The sequence below is a fragment of the Paenibacillus peoriae KCTC 3763 genome, from assembly GCF_000236805.1.
Taxonomy (GTDB): Bacteria; Bacillota; Bacilli; order Paenibacillales; family Paenibacillaceae; genus Paenibacillus; species Paenibacillus peoriae.
The window spans coordinates 26,725-44,595 of record NZ_AGFX01000014.1 but is presented as its reverse complement, the minus strand read 5'-3'; the positions used below and the strand labels follow the sequence as shown (position 1 = coordinate 44,595).

Here is a 17,871-nt window from a genome sequence, read left to right as displayed (position 1 = left end):
ACCCCTTTTCCTATGGTTCGAGTTGGTGGACGTACTGCGGTGATACCCAAATTTGCTTTCGTTCCCCTATGGACAAGCGGGTAGAATGATAAGCGCTCCATAGCTCCCCATTCTCAGCCAGCATACGAATCTCGTATCGATCTCCCACATAGCTGACATGCTGAACCTCTACTATAAAAGCATGCTGCTCCACTTGATCCTGTTCCCAGCGGACATGCTCAGGGCGGAAGAGCATCCGTTCCGGCTCCAGCCAGTTCGATTTACCGATAAACCTCGCCACCTCTGGATGAGATGGACGACCATAGATGTCCTCCGGCGTTCCCGTCTGTAATATATGCCCGTTGTTCATGACGATCACCTCATCAGACATCGACATCGCCTCGACTTGATCATGGGTGACGTACAAGGCGGTCAGACCCAGATCGCGCACCAGCGACAGCATTTCAATGCGCATTTCTTCCCGCAACACCGCATCCAATGCACTGAGCGGCTCATCGAACAGTACGAGCCGGGGCCGATTGGCAACGGCGCGGGCAAAAGCGACCCGCTGCTGCTGACCACCAGACAGCTGGTGAGGATACCGATCCTCCATTCCCGGCAGTCTGACCTTGTCGAGCGCCTCCAAGACAGCTGTTCGCAGCTCGTTGCCGCGCCCGCGACCGGACCATTTTGCCTGTTTGCCTGCACGCAGGCCAAAGGCCACATTTTCAAACACCGTCATATGCGGCCACAGCGCAAAGTCCTGAAATACCATGCCGAAATGACGAAGATGTGCAGGCACATCCTTTTTACGTTCAGCCGAAAACAGAATTTCCTCCCCCAACGTGACCGTGCCGCTATCTGGCGTCTCCAGCCCGGCGATCATGCGCAGAAGCGTTGTTTTCCCGCAGCCGGACGGACCAAGCAGTGTTGTGAATTTTCCCCGCCGTACCAGCAGATTGGTCTCGTACAATGCGGTCATATGACCGAAGGTTTTACTCAATCCGTGAATATATAGATCCTGATTCATCGCATTACCCGCCTGTTCTTCTGACTGACCCCAGTGTAAAGCTTGAATTCGCCGCCTGTGTTATTGGAAAGTTAAAACAAAATTAATTATTTCAATGAATTGTGTTAATACTCATAGATTTAATCTATATAGAGGGGATTGATACCGTGGCACCAGAGGCAAGCATAAGTTTCCAACCAATCAGAAAGTGGGGCATCCCAAGTGAATTTGAGTCTGCTGAAGCTGCACATTGTAGAGCTGCTGGATAAGCACCATAAAATTACCACCGTGGCCGAGCTTCTCGGTCTGAAACAACCAACCGTTACCTTTCATATGAAAAATCTGGAGCGCGAATTCGGTGTAAAGCTGTTTGACACAAGGATGGGCAAGATCATCCTGACGGATGCCGGTCATGCGCTACTCCACTATGCCGCCAAGATCAACGCACTCGCTGCCGAGGCGGAGAGGGTCGTCTGCGAATTCGACACGCTCCAGCGGGGAAGCATTCGAATTGGAGCAAGCTACGTCCCCGCTACCTATGTGCTTCCTGCTGTGTTGCACCGTTTTGCCCGTGAGCATCCGGGGATTAACATCTCCTTATCAGTGAAAACTGCTCCGGTGATCAAGGACATGCTCGCTCGCCACGAAATTGACCTGGGTGTCATCTCGGCAGAGCCATTTCAAACGCCAACACTGGTGCCGGAGCCCTTGAGCGAGGATGAATTGGTACTCATCTGCGCACCCGGCCACCCGCTTGCAAGCGAAGTCGGGCTAACGCCCGAGCGCATCGCTTCTTCCTCCTTCGTGCTGCACGGCAAAGATTCCAGCACACGGCACATGACCGACAAATGGTTGGAGCATGGCGGACGTCGTCTTCCCTCCTATTTGGAGCTGGATTCACTTGAAGCAATCAAACAGGCGGTCATGCTGGGAGAACACGTCTCCTTCGTCTCCCGCATTGCCGTACAGTCGGAGGTTGAACGCGGGCTGCTGGTGATCCGGCCCATTCCGGGTCACCGTGTTGAAAGGTACATCTATATGGTCAGCAACCAAGATCGCCACCGTTCGGCACTGATTCGCCGCTTCGCTGAATATTTGTCATCGAACCAAGATTAAATCTTACCTGTCATATAGAAATTATGTTATTTTTTTACCGGAGTCCCCCTTTCCCTTGACATGCGACTGACAATGAGCCCGTAAAGTGTAGCGTGTACCTACTATTCGGACAAAGAGGAGAGGATAGAATGAAAACGGGTCTTCGTTTTACAAAAGTATTGTCGGTCTTAACCCTGAGCGCAGCACTGCTCGTAACGGGATGGAAGGGAGCCGAGCCTGTACAGGCCGCCGCCAATGCCACTCCAAGCTATGAGGTAAAGCTGCTGCTGGACACGGCTCAGGTTCTCAACGCAGATGGCTCTTTGGAAAACAGCATAGTAAATGAGTTTCAAATTAACGATGAGGGGAAAAGATTGAGCGTAGAGTATTTCGATACCGATCAGCTTCAACTGAACGGCGAGGGCTGGAACGTCAGATTTCGCAAAAAAGAGGATAAAAAGAATTATGAATTAACCTACAAGAAGCGGTACACAGTCACGAACGGAGATATCGACGCAGCTCTCACCCAAGCCAATAAAGAAGGTTTTAGCGCATCCGACGATAACTATGATGCTGAGGTGGATTGGGGTTATAGCAAACAGACTCTGAGCTTTTCCAATGATAAAAAAACGAACGCTTCCAAAGGATTAACTCTTCCTTCCCCGGATCAGGCGTTAAAGCAACTATTGGACAATCTTCCGGGCAAGCTGCAAAACTGGAAATCCAGCAACTGGGGCAAGAAAACTCTGGCAGACTCCAGAGTACGCGGTCCTGTACAGGTCAGCAAATATGAAGGCAGCTTCCAAGGACTGGACACCGACGTTGAAGTCTGGCCTATCCGTAGTGCGAACGGGTCCGGTACAGATACCATCATCGAAATTTCTTTTAAAACCTCGGACTACAGCACTGCCGCCAGCAACCGCACCAAGCTGATCAACTTGCTGCAATCCAAGGGATGGCTGGTTCCTGCCGATTCCCTGAAAACGAATCTGGTGCTGGAACGGTACTAAGCCAAGCCGCTTTCATATAAAAAGGAACCGCACGTGCCACCCTGTTCAGGATGGTACGGACGGTTCCTTTTATCGTTACGGCATTTACATACGTTCCGGTGCAGACACACCCACCAGCTTCAATACGTTGGCAATGGTGGTACGCACCGCGCCAAACAGCGCCAAGCGAGCTTGCGTCTGAGCAGCATCCTCGGTGATGACGCGCTCTGCCTTATAGTAGCTGTGGAATAAGGATGCCAGCTCGTAGACATAGCGAATCATACGGTGCGGCGCAAAGTTTGCTGCTGCAACAGATACTTCTTCTGGCAGCTCGCCGATTTTGCGCAACAGGTCATATTCATGCTCAGCTGTCAGCTTGGACAGGTCTACCTCTGCCAGTGGCAGTACAGCAATGCCCTGCTCCTCAGCCTGACGATATACGCTGCACGCACGTGCGTGAGCATATTGCACGTAGAATACCGGATTTTCATTGGAGGTCGAAATCGCCAAATCCATATCAAAATCCAGATGCGAATCCATGCTGCGCATCGTGAAGAAATAACGAATCGCATCCACGCCTACTTCTTCCATCAGGTCTTCCATCGTCACGGCCTTGCCGGTACGCTTGGACATCTTCACCTTTTCTCCGTTTTGGAACAGGCTGACCATTTGGGCAATCAGCACTTTAAGCTTATCCGGGTCATTCCCCAGTGCTTCCATAGCTGCCTTCATCCGTGGAATGTAGCCATGGTGATCCGCGCCCCAGATGTTGATGATCGTATCGTAACCACGAGCATATTTATCGCTATGGTAAGCAATATCCGGAGTCAGATATGTGTAGGTTCCGTCATTTTTGATCAAAACGCGGTCTTTATCATCGCCGTATTTGGTCGTATTGAGCCACGTAGCTCCGTCTTTCTCGTAGATTTCATCACGGTCGCGAAGTTCGTTCAGCGATTTGAGCACTTCGCCGTTGTCGTACAGTGATGTTTCACTGAACCAGGAGTCAAACGGTACACGGAATCGTTCCAGATCACGCTTGATCTTGTTCAGTTCCTTTTCCAGACCATATTCGCGGAAATAAGCGGCGCGGTCCCCAGGTTCCATGGACAACAGAGCATCACCCTTCTCGGCCACCAGCTCCTTGGCAAATCCGATGATATCCTCACCATGGTAACCGTCCTCCGGCATCTCCGCAGGCTGTCCCAGCTCCTGCAAATAACGCGCTTCAATAGAACGGCTCATGTTGTAAATCTGGTTGCCCGCATCATTAATGTAGTATTCACGAGTGACCTGGTATCCGGCATAATCAAGCACGTTGCAAAGAGCATCCCCAACTGCTGCGCCACGCGCATGGCCCAGATGGAGACTACCTGTCGGGTTCGCACTGACAAATTCGATTTGGACCTTTTTGCCTGCGCCTGCCTGCACACGTCCGTAATCTGCTCCCTGCGCTTGTACTTGTTGAATAATTGTATATAGGTAGCTCTTGTTCAGGCGAAAGTTAATAAAGCCAGGTCCGGCAATTTCCGCACTCTCAATAGAAGCAGCAGCCAAATCCATATTTGCGATCAGTTCTTCAGCGATTTGACGCGGATTCTTCTTGGCAATACGGGTAAGCTGCATCGCCGCGTTGGTAGCCAAATCACCATGTGATTTGTCCTTTGGCACCTCCAGCGTAATGGTCGGCAGCTCTTCGCGGCTCACGATTCCGGCAGCCAGTATCGCGGCCTCGATTGCCGAGGTCACCTTTTGATTAATAAGTTCCAGTGGATTGCTTGTCATGATTGTTGCTCCTCCTGTATATGCAAACTGATGGCAAAATGCCCCGAGAAATCCTCAAATACGTACAAATCATAGGTCCAGCTCACATATCCGGTAAATCCATCCATCCGAATATCAAGCTTCTGCGTATGCGCAGACATGTTCAGGTTCAAATAAGGTGATCGGTAAAATCCCGGCAACCTGCGTCCCAGCGCAAATGACTGCTCCGACTGGATCTCGCCGTGACGGATCAGTTTAAGTTCATCAGGTCCGATTTTGACCGTGTTCCGTGTCGTTCCCCCCTGAGGACCCTCCTGCGGCTCATCGTACCTTATATATAGATGCTTCCCACGCACGATGGCTTCTCCGGAAAGCTCCTGAACCACATCTTCCCCATCATGATGACTATGAAGACGGATTTGGACCTTCGCATTGTGTGGCATGTGTTCAAAACTCCATTCTATCGCTATCCTACTGTACTACTATATCCAGTTCCCGTTTGCAATTCAAATGAGATTTTACAAAAAGATGCTTATTATCAATTCTATAATCTTAAAAAAATCAGCTACCGCAGGTTGTCCTCATCGGATGCCCGGCTAAAACTTTCGATAAATCGGGAAGCCAGGGATGACATGTATTTATCCTTGAGCCACACAGCGGCTACACGAGTATGCAATTCTTCGCACATAATTTCCTTCACGATTAACTGGTTGTTGCTGCCCAGTGACAACGCAGACCGCGAAATCATACCGATACCCAGACCTTCATTAGCCCAGTGAAGCGTGGTGCGAGCATCATCGTTTTTGCAAAAGAAGTTCGGCTCAAAGCCATGCTTCATGCAGGTATCGTGGATCAATTGTTCAAAGCGGCGGTATACAATTAACGGCCTGTTCTTCAACTCTGACAATGTGATGGTCTTCTGGTCAGGGTTCCAGTCGTGCTCTTCTGTCATTACTGCGACCATCGGCTCGGAGGCTGCATATCTGCAGCCCAAATCGGTGGTGTTGAACGGTGTTCTGACAATACCGACCTCTACAATTCCCTTGTTCAAAAGGTCGAGGATCATGAACGTATTTCCCTCATGAATTTCAAATTTTACACCCGCATAGTTTTTGTGGAATTCGGAAAGCCTGTCCTTCATCAGGGCTGCGCCGGAAGAGGAGACGGTTCCAATCGTGAGGGTGCCCTTCATGCCCATGGCAACATCATTGATTTCTCTTGTCGTAGCCTCTGTCAGCTCCAAAATCTGCTTGGCCCTATTCTGCAAAATGATGCCCGCCTCCGTCAGGTGAAGGCTTCGTGGACCTCGATGCACGAGTTTCACACCAAGCTCCTCCTCCAGCTGCATGAGCTGCTGACTTAAGGGAGGCTGGGCCATTTTCAGCTTTTTCGCGGCTGCCGTAATTTGTCTGGCCTCTGCAATCGCCAGAAAATACTTGAGATGTCTCAATTCCATCATGGACCTCCGGTACTGATATATGTAATACATATACCTCTAATATATATTAAATATTATTCATATAGGTTGGGATATGCCATAATCAATTCAGTTATCGCGTTGGGTCAACAGGCTTTATATATTATTTAGGTTAGGTGATGGTTTATTTGCTGAAATTCGCTGTTTTTTTGAAGCCTTATAAAAAGGAAAGCATCCTTGGGCCCCTGTTCAAACTCATTGAGGCCATCTTGGAACTATTGCTACCTACCATGGTTGCTCTCATGATTAATCATGGCGTTGGCAAAGAAGATACCCATTATGTGTGGCAGATGGGTCTTTTGATGTTGCTTATGACCCTATTGGGCTTCGGCAGTTCAATGGTGTGTCAGTTTTATGCAGCCCGGACCTCTCAAGGCTTTGGTACGACGCTGCGCAATACGATGTTCCAGCACATTTTTTCGCTTTCTTATGCGGATCTCGATCAGTTTGGTACACCTTCGCTCATTAACCGGATCACAAACGATGTTAATCAGCTCCAGACGGCAGTGGCCATGCTGATTCGTCTGGTTATTCGCGCTCCCTTTATTTGTATCGGAGCTATCATTATGTCGATGATTCTGGACTTCCGTCTGGCTTTGGTACTGTTGGCGGCTACGCCGGTCCTGGCTTTGATTTTATATCTGGTTATTACGAAGGCTTCACCGCTCTACCGCTTATATCAGAAAAAGCTGGATAAAATCGCTTTGCTGCTAAGCGAAAATCTGACCGGGGTACGAGTCATACGGGCTTTTGCCAAAAGAGGGACTGAACGATTAAAGTTCACTACTGCCTCCGATGATCTGACCCAGACGGCCATTCGTGTCGGTCGTATTTCCGCTTTGCTTAGTCCGACCACCTTGCTGGTGGTTAACGGAGCCATTATTGCAATCCTGTGGATCGGGGGCATCCATATCCAGTACGGATCTCTTTCACAAGGGGAGATTATAGCCTTTATTAATTATATCACGCAGATTTTACTGGCTCTGATTGTGGTGACCAATTTAATTATTTTGTTCACCAAAGCCTCCACCTCAGCAGCACGGATTCAGGAGGTGCTGGATACGCAGGCTTCAATCTCTGATGCTGTCACATCTGGGGGTCAGCCAGCCTCAGTCTCCACTCAATACAGAGATGAAGCAGACAGTCACGCATCCCCACAAGACACCGTACCAGCTATCTCTTTTGATCATGTTTCCTTTGGCTACAATCCAACGGGACAAATGGCGCTTAGCGATGTAGACGTGAACATCTATCCGGGTGAAACGGTCGGCATCATTGGAGGAACAGGCTCGGGGAAATCTACATTTGTGAACCTCATTCCCCGATTCTATGATGCGGTGGAAGGCAGTATACGGGTCGATGGAATCGATGTCCGGGATTACAAGCTTAAGCAGCTGCGGCAAAAGATCGGGATTGTCCCGCAAAAGGCACTACTGTTCACCGGCACCATAGCGGATAATATCCGCTGGGGCAATGAACACGCTACCGATGAAGAAGTGGCGCGGGCGGCCGCCATCGCTCAAGCGGAAGAGTTCATTTCCAGCTTACCTGAAAAATACGATGCCCCGATTACCCGAGGTGGTCTTAATCTGTCGGGAGGCCAAAAACAGCGACTTACTATTGCAAGAGCTATTGTCGGGAATCCGCAAATCCTCATTCTGGATGATTCCTCAAGCGCACTTGATTTTGCAACCGACGCCGCCCTGCGTAAATCGCTACGGGACCATAGCACCCATATGACGGTCCTGCTGGTCTCGCAACGAGTAAGCAGCGTGCAGCATGCCGATAAAATCATTGTATTTGATGAAGGGCGGATTACCGGCATCGGCACACATGATCAGTTGATGAGCAGCTCGGATGTATATAAGGAAATTAATCGTTCCCAGCTCTCAACGCAGGAGGTAGACTAATGAGCAGCAAGGAAACGTGGAAAAGGCTGTTAACCTATGTGAATCAGTATAAGAATACAGCATTCGGGGTTGCCGTCTGTGCAATTATCAGTGTGCTTGCCAGTCTGATCGGTCCTTATATGATTGGTCGGGTCATTGACCATATGGTGGGTCAGGGAGTCGTGGATTTTAAAAGTGTCGCACAAATTCTAGCCGGATTAGGCATTGTATATGCCGTAGGCAGTCTGTTTAGCTGGCTGCTCACGTATTTGACGAACCGGATTGCTTTTCAGACGGTAAATGATATGCGACGGGAGTTATTTGATCATTTTAACATCCTTCCGCTAAGCTTCCATGACAATCACCCTCAAGGAGACAGCATTAGCCGATTTGTGAACGATATGGATGCTGTGTCAGATGGATTGTTACAAGGTTTCTCTACCTTGATTACCGGAATTGTTACCATCCTAGGCTCCATTGTGCTCATGTTGTATATCAGCCCTATCATGACGCTGGTGGTACTTGTATCAGCCCCCGTCACATATGGCGTGGCCAGATTTATTACCACAAGATCCCAACGCATGTTTCGCGAACAGGCCAAAATTTTAGGAAGCCTGAACGGTTACGTGGAGGAAATGATCGGCGGACAGCGGGTGGTGACCGCCTTTCATTATGAAAACCGCACGTTCGAGGAGTTTTCCGCCAAAAACGAACAATTGTATCAAGCCGGGGTAAAATCGCAATTCTATGGATCATTATCGAACCCCTCCACCCGATTGGTAAACAACATGACTTTTTCCGTTACCGCGATGATTGGCTGTATATCCATCATTTTGGGTGTGATCTCGGTAGGCGGATTATCGAGCTTTCTGATTTATACTAATTTGTTCGCCAAGCCCTTTAATGAAATTACGGGTGTGCTTACCCAGTTCCAATCGGCTACAGCTTCGGCTCAGCGCATATTTGCCATTCTGGACTCGCCGCCAGAGCAGCCGGAAAAATCAAACGCAGTGCAACTGGAGCGCAGCAGAGGTACGATTCTTTTTGATCATGTCAAATTCTCCTATAACCCGGAACGTACGCTCATTACGGACTTTAGTCTGGAAGTTAAGCCGGGTACCCGGGTCGCGATTGTTGGTCAGACCGGGGCAGGCAAAACGACACTCGTCAACCTGCTCATGCGGTTTTATGATGTGGACAGCGGCTCCATATCCATCGACGGAGTGAATATCAACGACATGTCCCGGGACAGCCTGCGGACGAATTTTGGCATGGTGCTTCAGGATACATGGCTGTTCAGCGGCACCATTCGGGACAATATCGCTTACGGAAAGCCGGAAGCCACAGAAGAAGAAGTCATCGCAGCTGCAACGGCTGCCAATGCACATAGCTTCATTAAACGGCTGCCTCATGGCTACGACACCGTCATCAGCGGCTCAGGCGACAACCTGTCCCAAGGGCAAAAACAGTTGCTCACTATTGCACGGGTGATCCTGGTTGACCCGCCTATGCTTATACTGGATGAAGCGACCAGCAGCATAGACACCCTGACAGAAGCGCGTATCCAAAAAGCATTTATGAAAATGATCGCCGGACGAACCAGCTTTGTGATCGCCCACCGACTATCAACCATTCGTGAAGCAGATCTGATTTTATACATGAAAAACGGCGATGTCGTCGAAAGTGGAACCCATGAAGAGCTGCTTGCAAGCGGTGGCCATTATGCCGCGCTCTACAATAGCCAGTTTACTACGGCCTAGCAGACTGACCGGATATGGTCGCATCATCTAGGTCAACGTTCTTTAAAAAAGTCGGTTGCTTTTCAAGCAATCGGCTTTTTTAATTTTTCTTTGAAAAATACTCTCTCATATTATATAATAAAATACGAACAAGTGTTTCCGTTTCATCTAAACCTAATGGTTTTATGTATAGCCAGCACCTATGTATGGGTTTCAGTTGGGAGGCTGAATATGGATATTAATGAATTTCAACAGTGGGTAAAGCATTATTATCACAAGAGAAGCTGGTCGGATTGGGATATCTTCGTTCGAATTGGTTTCCTGGCAGAGGAAACTGGGGAGGTTGCGAGAGCTATTCGCGCCCTAGAGATCGGCAGAGACCGGCCTGATGAGATCGATGGTTCATTCGAGGAGAACAAGGAACATTTAACTGAAGAACTTGGAGACGTACTGGGTAATCTCATCGTAATCGCCAACAAGTATGACATCACCTTGGAGGATATTTTTCGAACACATCAGCAAAAGCTTGCCAAGAGATATTCATAAGGGGAATCTTACATGAAAAGTATTGCTGTTTTCTGCGGTTCAAGTAAGAAAGGAAACACCACCGGCAACGTCATCTAGGAGGTGTTCCTGCTAAATCGGGGAGAATTACAGGTTACTATGTTTTTATTCTCCCCAATCGTCAATGTTCACTTTCACACTTCATTTAATTATGTGGTCATCCAATGAATGATGTCACGCCTAACGGGAACGCCAATTTTCAAATACCTACCTTCGTAGCGGTTGGATGGTCCACTTGCTCATTCACCTGAAAATCCCTGCGATAGAACCAGCCGATCAAGACAGCAATGGTCGTCATAGCCGCAGCCAGCAGATACACCTGTACCATTCCGAAGCGGTCTGCATACCAACCCAGGAACAGCAAAGACAGACCGAAGGCGAGATTCGTAAGCACATCTATACCCGCCATTACTTTGGGGAGCTGGGCCGCTGGGGCGCTCGTTTGCAGCAAGGTGCGGCGAATAATTCCAGCCATTTGAACGGGTATACCGGATATTGCAAAAAGAACCAGCGCAGCGACCGGGATCGTATTGAGCGCAAACACAACGGTAATCAGTACATATACCATTAACGCCCCCAGCATATACAGAAAACTGTTCTTTTGCAACCGTTTCACCAAACCAACGACGAGAAGCCCGCCTAAAATCATGCCCGAAAAAAAGGAGGCATTCATAAAGCCCCACCAGCTCTCATCTTGATGCAGCACTTGTGTTACATATGCCAGGATGAACACGCCAACCCACGAGGTTCCTCCAATGGTATCCACACTATCCACGATCATCAGAGAACGGATGCGGCGGTTATGCCAAATGATCTTCCACCCTTCTCCAAGCTCCTTCCAGTACGCCCCCTTCTGCTTCTCTTTGGCCAACCTAGCTTCATTCGAAGAAGGATCAGACGATTCAGAATGTACTTCCTCTTGAGCCAGCGGATCACGGATGAAAGACGTGACGACAGCGGCCACAAGATAGCAACACGATGCAACCACCAGCGTATTCAACGAGCCTAGCCAGACAATGACAATACCGCTTAATGCCCAGCCTGCGCATTTAACCACTTGATCACTGACCGACACCATACCGTTCGCACGCATGAGTCCTTCACCCGTAGCTAGACGAGGCACCAGCGCATTACGAGCAGGATTGGTCCATCCATCCAGAAAGGACATGCCAAATACCATAATAAAAATAAAGAAAAAAGACTTCTGCCCAGGCGTATTCCACAGGTACAACAATAACAGCGTAAAAATCACAAACTGCCCTAGCTGGGAAAACAACAGAACCCGATTCAACCGGAAGCGACTGAGAATAATCGGTGCCACCAGCCCGCTAAGAACCTGCGAAAATAAACGAAACAACGGGATCAAAATGGTCGTCATTAATGAATCACTTGAAGTAAACACCAATACCACGATACTCAGCAGATAAATAATATCCGCCACATTGGAAACCGTCTGGGATCCCCACAGGTAATAAAAAGAGCGTTTGATCAAAAAATTTTCCTCCTCTTTGGTATCTTTCTAAGTTATGTATTTCCATAACCAAACCTCCTTCTGTTGATATTACAATTCTGTCAAATGTCTGGTTTTTTGTATATTCTACACACACCCTTAAATTTCCTTCTTTTATCTTTAAAGGAAATTCAGTGTCCAGTAAGGCTTTCATGCCTATTTTCAATTTTATCCACAACAAAAAAGCGTCTGTAGCGCTCTTTTTCACCCAAAAACAGGCGATAAAGAACACTGCGACGCTTCTTAACCTATTAGTTACATTTATTTTATGTCATAACACGCTTCCACTTGGATCAGGATTTAGCAAAATCGTCGGATGTATATCCAGCTCGCTTTGCTCCCTATTTCGTTAAATCCTCCACAAACTTAGGCAAAACAAACGCCGCCTTGTGCAAACGTGGACTATAATACCGCGTATCCATCTCTGGAATTTGTGTCTCGTCTACTTCGAGCGGATCATACTTCTTGCTGCCCAGCGTGAATGTCCATAGTCCACTCGGATAGGTCGGAATGTTCGCTCCGTACACACGTACAATCGGGAAAATCTCCTTCACATCTTTGTTGACCTTCTGAATCAAATCAGCCTTGAACCAAGGGTTGTCCGTCTGTGCCACGAAAATGCCATCTTCCTTCAGCGCTTCAAAAATGCCTTGGTAAAATCCGCGCTCGAACAGCGGCGCTGCCGGACCGACCGGCTCTGTCGAATCGACCATGATCACGTCGTATTCATTTTTATGTTCAATAATGTGCATGTAGCCATCATTGACCAGCACTTCCACGTTAGGCTCATCCAGCTTCCCGGCGATTTCAGGCAAATATTTTTTGGAATATTCGATCACCTTGCCATCAATCTCAACCAGCACAGCCTTTTCCACCTCAGGGTGCTTGATAACCTCACGAATAACACCGCCATCGCCGCCGCCCACAACTAGTACCCTTTTCGGATTCGGATGGGTATTCAGAGCGGGATGTGCTACCATTTCATGATAAACGAATTCATCCTTCACGGTGGTCATCACCATACCATCCAGTACGAGCATATTGCCGAATTCCTCTGTCTCGATCATCGCCAGATCCTGAAACTCCGTTTTCTCAGAAACATACGTTTGTTTGATTTTTGCTGTAATGCCGAAAGAGGGGGTTTGCTTCTCCGTAAACCACAAATCCATCATTTCAACCTTCTTTCTGATCAAAGTATGTGTCCGGCAATCCCTGTATCGCCCAGGTCGCGCTTTTACATCCCAGTCGCGCCAGCATAAACGTTGGCTTTCCTTATACGTGCAGCACGCAAACGCCCAGTTTGCTATATTTATTGTACCAAACACGCTGTGTTTTCACACTTTTTGCATTATAAATGATACCTGGATAGACTGCAAAAGCATTTTCGGGATCAAGCATGTTTAAAATACATACGTATACGCATCTGATGAATAGACGCTTTCGGATTGACTATACTGAGAACATCAACCATGGAAGGAGGTGGCAAGATGGCCGCTACAACCGGGCAATTTCGCAAACGCAAGCCACTCTGGCTTCGATGGTTTCGGGGACTGCTGTCACTCACCATTCTGACGGTCATCGCCGCCTGCATTTTGCTCGCCTATTTATATACCACCAGTCTCCCGCTCGCGGATACGGACCGGAATTCGCGTCTGCTCGATAGCCAGGGCCAAGTCATTGCCACCTTCTCTGCCGGAGGCAAGGAATCCATTCCTGTCCAGCTGGATCAAATTTCACCTGATCTGATTGCAGCTACGCTGGCTGTGGAAGACCGGAAGTTTTACGATCATTTCGGCTTTGATTTCAAAGGCCTGGGCAGGGCCGTGCTTGTCAATCTGACCCATTGGGATATGTCGCAAGGAGCCAGCACGCTGACACAGCAGCTAGCACGCAATCTGTACCTGTCTCATGAGAAAACATGGACACGCAAGGCCAAGGAAGCCATTTATACCGCACAGCTTGAAATGAAGTACACCAAGAACGAGCTGTTGCAAATGTATTTGAACGAAATCTATTATGGTCATGGTGCCTACGGCATTGAAGCGGCATCGCAAATGTATTTCGGTAAATCCGCAAAAGATCTGGATTTGGCTGAAAGCGCCCTGTTGGCGGGTATTCCGAAGGGACCGACCTATTATTCGCCATATAATCATATGAAAAACGCAAAGGATCGGCAAAAAATTGTGCTGGATTCCATGGCGCTCACCGGCAAAATTACGCCGGCCCAAGCTACCAGGGCCTATGAAGAAATGCTCGCCCTGCGGCCCGAGAGCCAGCGCCGGACGGTAGAAACCGCTCCCTGGTTCCGCGATTATGTCCGTCAGCTTGCAACGAATCAGCTGGGAATTAGTGAAAGTGTGCTAGAGCATGGCGGCCTGAGCATTTATACCACATTGGACATGCATATGCAGCAAGCAGCCGAGACGGCCGTAAATGAGGGCATGAAGGACAGCAATGGACTGGAAACAGCGTTGATCTCCATGGACCCGCGCAACGGGCATGTGAAGGCCATGGTTGGCGGGACCAACTATGTCGGCAATCAATATAATCATTCGCTCGCAACAACCCGGCAGCCCGGCTCATCCTTTAAGCCGATTATGTATCTGAGCGCACTGGATTCCGGCGAATTGACGAGTACGTCCAAGTTCGAAAGCCGACCGACGTTGTTTCACTACGACAACAACCGCAAAACCTACAAGCCCAAAAATTTTGGCGACAAATATTTGGGCGAAATCGATCTGCGCCGTGCGATTGCGGCGTCCGATAATATTTATGCTGTAAGCACCATTTTGAAGGTGGGGACGGACAAGGTCATGGACCTCGCGCGCAAAATGGGCATTACGAGCGAACTGAAGCCCGTGCCTTCCCTCGCGCTGGGCGTATCGCCCGTCAGCCCGTTCGAGATGGCCTCGGCCTTCTCGGTCATCGGCAGCGGCGGGCAAAAGGTCGCTCCGGTGGCGGTGCTGCGCATCACCGATGCGGCCGGGCGGTCGCTCTACGAAGCACCGCAGGCCGCTCCGGTGCAGGTGGTGAAGCCCGCCTCCGCCTACGTCCTCACACGCCTGATGGAAGGCGTGTTCGAGGAAGGCGGCACCGGCAACCGGGTCGCGAAGCTGATCAAGCGCCCGGTTGCCGGCAAGAGCGGCACGACCAACACCGATGCGTGGATGGTCGGCTTCACGCCCGAGCTGTCCACCTCCGTCTGGGTCGGCTATGACAAGGGCAAGGCCATCAGCACGCAGGATGCCCGGCGGGCGGCACCGATTTTCGCGCAATATACGGAAAAAGCGCTGGAGAATGTGCCGCCCAAGATCTTCCCCATCCCTGACGGCGTAGTCAGCGCCTATATTGATCCGGCCAGTGGCAAGCTGGCTGCGCCGGACAGTCCAGACAAGCGGCTGGAGGTATTCGTCAGCGGCACGGAGCCAAAGGAGACCTTGTCTGGACAAAATAACCCACCAGCAGCGACACAGACAGACCAAGCGGAGCAGCGGGCAGAGAAGAAATCGTGGTGGAGCAATTTCAAGCGATGGTGGATGGAGTAGCAGCAAAAAAGACTGAAGAGAACGCCATAAGCGCTTCTCTCAGTCTTTTTACTTCATTTTATTACTCATATGTCCCATGTATCTCTCTTGTCACGATTAGTCGCAACACCCCGGTTCAGCACGCTTTCCCCAAAGGTGCGCTTACCAAAAACAGCTAAACGCCTCAATCCGGTTGGTGTCTATACCAAAATAAGTCCAAAAACGACCATTCCACCGGAACCCCGCTACGGATGTTCTGCCCACAAAGACAGGGTACATCCAGAAGCGCTGGCCATTCGTCAGCCATATAAATGTGTTGCGGAACAAGCAGCCGGAGATGGCTAAAGGATCAATAGCATGGGCCGTGACCAGTGGCCTCGGTGGCGTAAATTGCGGCGGCGGGGCAGTTGGTGCCTGAGCTTGTAGTCCCGGTCCCGGAGGGCCCATCGGTCCTGGCGGTGGGCCAAAAGACGGCGGCGGCTGTGGCACAAGGCCCCCTCCCCCTGGCGGTGGGCCAATCGGTGACGGAAACGAGCCCTGTGTACCAGGAAATTGTGGGATCGAAGGACCTGACGGTGTAAGTGGACCCGGAGTGCCCGGTTGTGAAGGCACTTGTGGCAGTAAAGACATGCGTTTCACTCCTTGTGTTCTAGGCTGATGTATCCTATGCGGGACATTAGCCCGTGGACTGGGCGAATCCCCATACCGTCACCGAATTCCGCTATTTCGTCTCTTTTTATCAGAAATTCTTATATCCTGACCCGATTAATTTCCTGTCCGGACATGCCTCAGCTCGATTTCATGCACCATTTTAACCTCAACTCGTTTTCTCAGCTCATGATACTGACCCAACATCCGATGCCTGTAGCCCAACTGTTCGGTCATCCAGCCCATCATAGAATCATCGCGATGCTCGGTAGACCAGCTAAACAAATCGCTATATAACTGACTAAAGGATTCCTCATTGCTGCGAGCGAATCGAATAGGCCGGGCTGTATATCCCAGCTTTAATTCCAGCATTTCATACAGCACATCCAAACGGTACTCCAATGCCTGCATACCTACTTTAGATACATCACAGCTTTGTAGGTCCCGAATAAGCTCTCTAAAGGTTAATCCTACATGCTGCATAGCCAAATAAGACCACACACAACTGCCTGTAGCCGTTCCGTGAGCCTCCCAAAGCGGATTCCACAAAATAGATTGGATTGTACCTTTTTGTCCTTCTCCAAACAAGGCAATACCAGCAATAATTCCCGCATTACAGTCTACGGAAGCATGCTGCTCCCCCCAATGCACCAATCGCGGGACGATATCTGCCTGAGTGCATTTAAAGCTCAATAAAGGTAAAAATTCATTAAACAAGCTCTGGTCCACCGCTTTTTCCAATTCGGCCACCAATTGTTCACGATACGATTCACATGGAAGATGCACCAATCCCATACAGGCATCTACAGACGCAGCTCCATATTGCCCATTCACCCAAGCGACGAGATCAGCCGTAGCCTCCGCATAACCCAAATATCCTAACACATGCAGCACACCGTCAGGTATATGCTCCGGGGATGCCTGATTCCGCACGTAACGCTCGTACATATCCTGCGCCAACGCAGCATCCCCGCACCTCATGATCGGCTGAAGCAGTAGCCCCCTGATATAATGATAGGGATCGTCTATAAAAAGTCGGTATAGCTCCCAAGCATCCTCGCTTGTCCCATATTGGGCGACCACATCCGTATAGGCGGAAATGATGCTGGCATCCAGCTTCTTGCCTGAACCGAGCATTTCTACAAGCCTTGCTGTCGTGTCCATCATTCTGTTGTCCCCCTTTCACATCTATGTATGTCCTCATAAAGTACTGCTTTTATTGTGAATACTTTTATTCAAAAAGAGGGAAAATGTTAGCATCTACGATCCAGTTCAAGGAGCTGACCTTATGCAAAATTCTCACCCAAAAATCACAACATTTTTTATGTTCTCCGGTCAAGCGGAAGAAGCCATGAAATTTTATACTTCCGTGTTTAAGCCGTCGGATATCATTAGCGTACTTCATCAGGAGAACGGAGCCGTATTACATGCTGTATTCACCCTCAAAGGACAAACCTTCATGGCTATTGACCAAAATCATCAGAACAAGCACCCTTTTACTCCGGCTCTATCGCTATTTGTCACCTGTGATTCGGAAGAAGAAATTCACCGATTGTTTGATCAGCTATCGCAGGAAGGCCAAGTTTTAATGCCTCTTGGGGCCTTGCCCGTAAGTCAACAGTTTGGGTGGGTTGAGGACAAGTACGGAGTTTCATGGCAATTAAATCTGGCAAAAGCATAACCT

16 protein-coding genes are annotated in these 17,871 nt (G+C 49.3%); 7 read left to right on the top strand and 9 right to left on the bottom strand.

Features of this window, described 5'->3' with window-relative positions:
- Positions 1-10: 10 nt before the first annotated feature.
- Complete coding sequence (locus KQI_RS0109725; RefSeq protein ID WP_010346574.1) at positions 11-1,009, bottom strand: ABC transporter ATP-binding protein; 999 nt, start codon at positions 1,007-1,009, stop codon at positions 11-13.
- 201 nt (positions 1,010-1,210) lie between these two features.
- Between KQI_RS0109725 and KQI_RS0109720 the strand changes: the two genes are divergently transcribed.
- Both KQI_RS0109720 and KQI_RS0109715 read left to right on the top strand, forming a co-directional pair.
- Positions 1,211-2,104: a LysR family transcriptional regulator gene (locus tag KQI_RS0109720; RefSeq protein ID WP_010346573.1), complete on the top strand. Its 894-nt coding sequence runs from the start codon at positions 1,211-1,213 to the stop codon at positions 2,102-2,104.
- A 128-nt stretch (positions 2,105-2,232) separates the two neighbouring features.
- Positions 2,233-3,093 carry a hypothetical protein gene (locus tag KQI_RS0109715; RefSeq protein ID WP_010346572.1) on the top strand — a complete coding sequence of 287 codons (861 nt, stop codon included), beginning with the start codon at positions 2,233-2,235 and terminating at the stop codon, positions 3,091-3,093.
- Between the two features lie 84 nt (positions 3,094-3,177).
- On the opposite strand, the gene argS is transcribed toward KQI_RS0109715, so the two are convergent.
- The 3 genes from argS to KQI_RS0109700 form a co-directional block, all read right to left on the bottom strand.
- Entirely contained in the window at positions 3,178-4,857 is a 1,680-nt protein-coding gene (argS, locus tag KQI_RS0109710) for an arginine--tRNA ligase (protein WP_010346571.1), read from the bottom strand.
- The gene (locus KQI_RS0109705; RefSeq protein ID WP_010346570.1) at positions 4,854-5,279 is read right to left on the bottom strand and encodes a YwiB family protein; all 426 of its coding nucleotides are present in this window, start codon (positions 5,277-5,279) and stop codon (positions 4,854-4,856) included. The genes argS and KQI_RS0109705 overlap by 4 nt, the downstream gene beginning before the upstream one ends.
- A gap of 122 nt (positions 5,280-5,401) precedes the next feature.
- The gene (locus KQI_RS0109700) at positions 5,402-6,292 is read right to left on the bottom strand and encodes a LysR family transcriptional regulator (RefSeq protein ID WP_010346569.1); all 891 of its coding nucleotides are present in this window, start codon (positions 6,290-6,292) and stop codon (positions 5,402-5,404) included.
- A gap of 149 nt (positions 6,293-6,441) precedes the next feature.
- On the opposite strand from KQI_RS0109700, the gene KQI_RS0109695 reads away from it, so the two are divergent.
- From KQI_RS0109695 to KQI_RS0109685, 3 genes are all read left to right on the top strand, one after another.
- Entirely contained in the window at positions 6,442-8,223 is a 1,782-nt protein-coding gene (locus KQI_RS0109695; protein WP_010346568.1) for an ABC transporter ATP-binding protein, read from the top strand.
- Positions 8,223-9,962, top strand: a complete 1,740-nt coding sequence (locus tag KQI_RS0109690; protein ID WP_010346567.1) for an ABC transporter ATP-binding protein — start codon at positions 8,223-8,225, stop codon at positions 9,960-9,962. The genes KQI_RS0109695 and KQI_RS0109690 overlap by 1 nt, the downstream gene beginning before the upstream one ends.
- A 210-nt stretch (positions 9,963-10,172) precedes the next feature.
- Positions 10,173-10,487, top strand: a complete 315-nt coding sequence (locus tag KQI_RS0109685) for a MazG nucleotide pyrophosphohydrolase domain-containing protein (RefSeq protein ID WP_010346566.1) — start codon at positions 10,173-10,175, stop codon at positions 10,485-10,487.
- Between the two features lie 217 nt (positions 10,488-10,704).
- On the opposite strand, the gene KQI_RS0109680 is transcribed toward KQI_RS0109685, so the two are convergent.
- From KQI_RS0109680 to speE, 3 genes are all read right to left on the bottom strand, one after another.
- Entirely contained in the window at positions 10,705-11,997 is a 1,293-nt protein-coding gene (locus KQI_RS0109680) for an MFS transporter (protein WP_010346565.1), read from the bottom strand.
- Positions 11,891-12,247 carry a hypothetical protein gene (locus KQI_RS28465; protein ID WP_138984803.1) on the bottom strand — a complete coding sequence of 119 codons (357 nt, stop codon included), beginning with the start codon at positions 12,245-12,247 and terminating at the stop codon, positions 11,891-11,893. Before KQI_RS28465 ends, KQI_RS0109680 begins: the two co-directional genes overlap by 107 nt.
- 109 nt (positions 12,248-12,356) lie before the next feature.
- On the bottom strand, positions 12,357-13,184 hold the full coding sequence (gene speE, locus KQI_RS0109675) for a polyamine aminopropyltransferase (protein ID WP_010346564.1): 828 nt from the start codon (positions 13,182-13,184) through the stop codon (positions 12,357-12,359).
- A 318-nt stretch (positions 13,185-13,502) separates the two neighbouring features.
- Here speE and KQI_RS0109670 point away from each other — a divergent pair, with 318 nt between their 5' ends.
- Entirely contained in the window at positions 13,503-15,560 is a 2,058-nt protein-coding gene (locus KQI_RS0109670) for a transglycosylase domain-containing protein (RefSeq protein WP_010346563.1), read from the top strand.
- A 141-nt stretch (positions 15,561-15,701) separates the two neighbouring features.
- Here KQI_RS0109670 and KQI_RS0109665 read toward each other — a convergent pair whose 3' ends face one another.
- Positions 15,702-16,169, bottom strand: a complete 468-nt coding sequence (locus KQI_RS0109665) for a hypothetical protein (RefSeq protein WP_010346562.1) — start codon at positions 16,167-16,169, stop codon at positions 15,702-15,704.
- Positions 16,170-16,304: 135 nt separating this feature from the next.
- Positions 16,305-17,354, bottom strand: a complete 1,050-nt coding sequence (locus KQI_RS0109660; protein WP_010346561.1) for a hypothetical protein — start codon at positions 17,352-17,354, stop codon at positions 16,305-16,307.
- 121 nt (positions 17,355-17,475) lie between these two features.
- On the opposite strand from KQI_RS0109660, the gene KQI_RS0109655 reads away from it, so the two are divergent.
- Entirely contained in the window at positions 17,476-17,868 is a 393-nt protein-coding gene (locus KQI_RS0109655) for a VOC family protein (RefSeq protein ID WP_010346560.1), read from the top strand.
- Positions 17,869-17,871 lie beyond the last annotated feature (3 nt).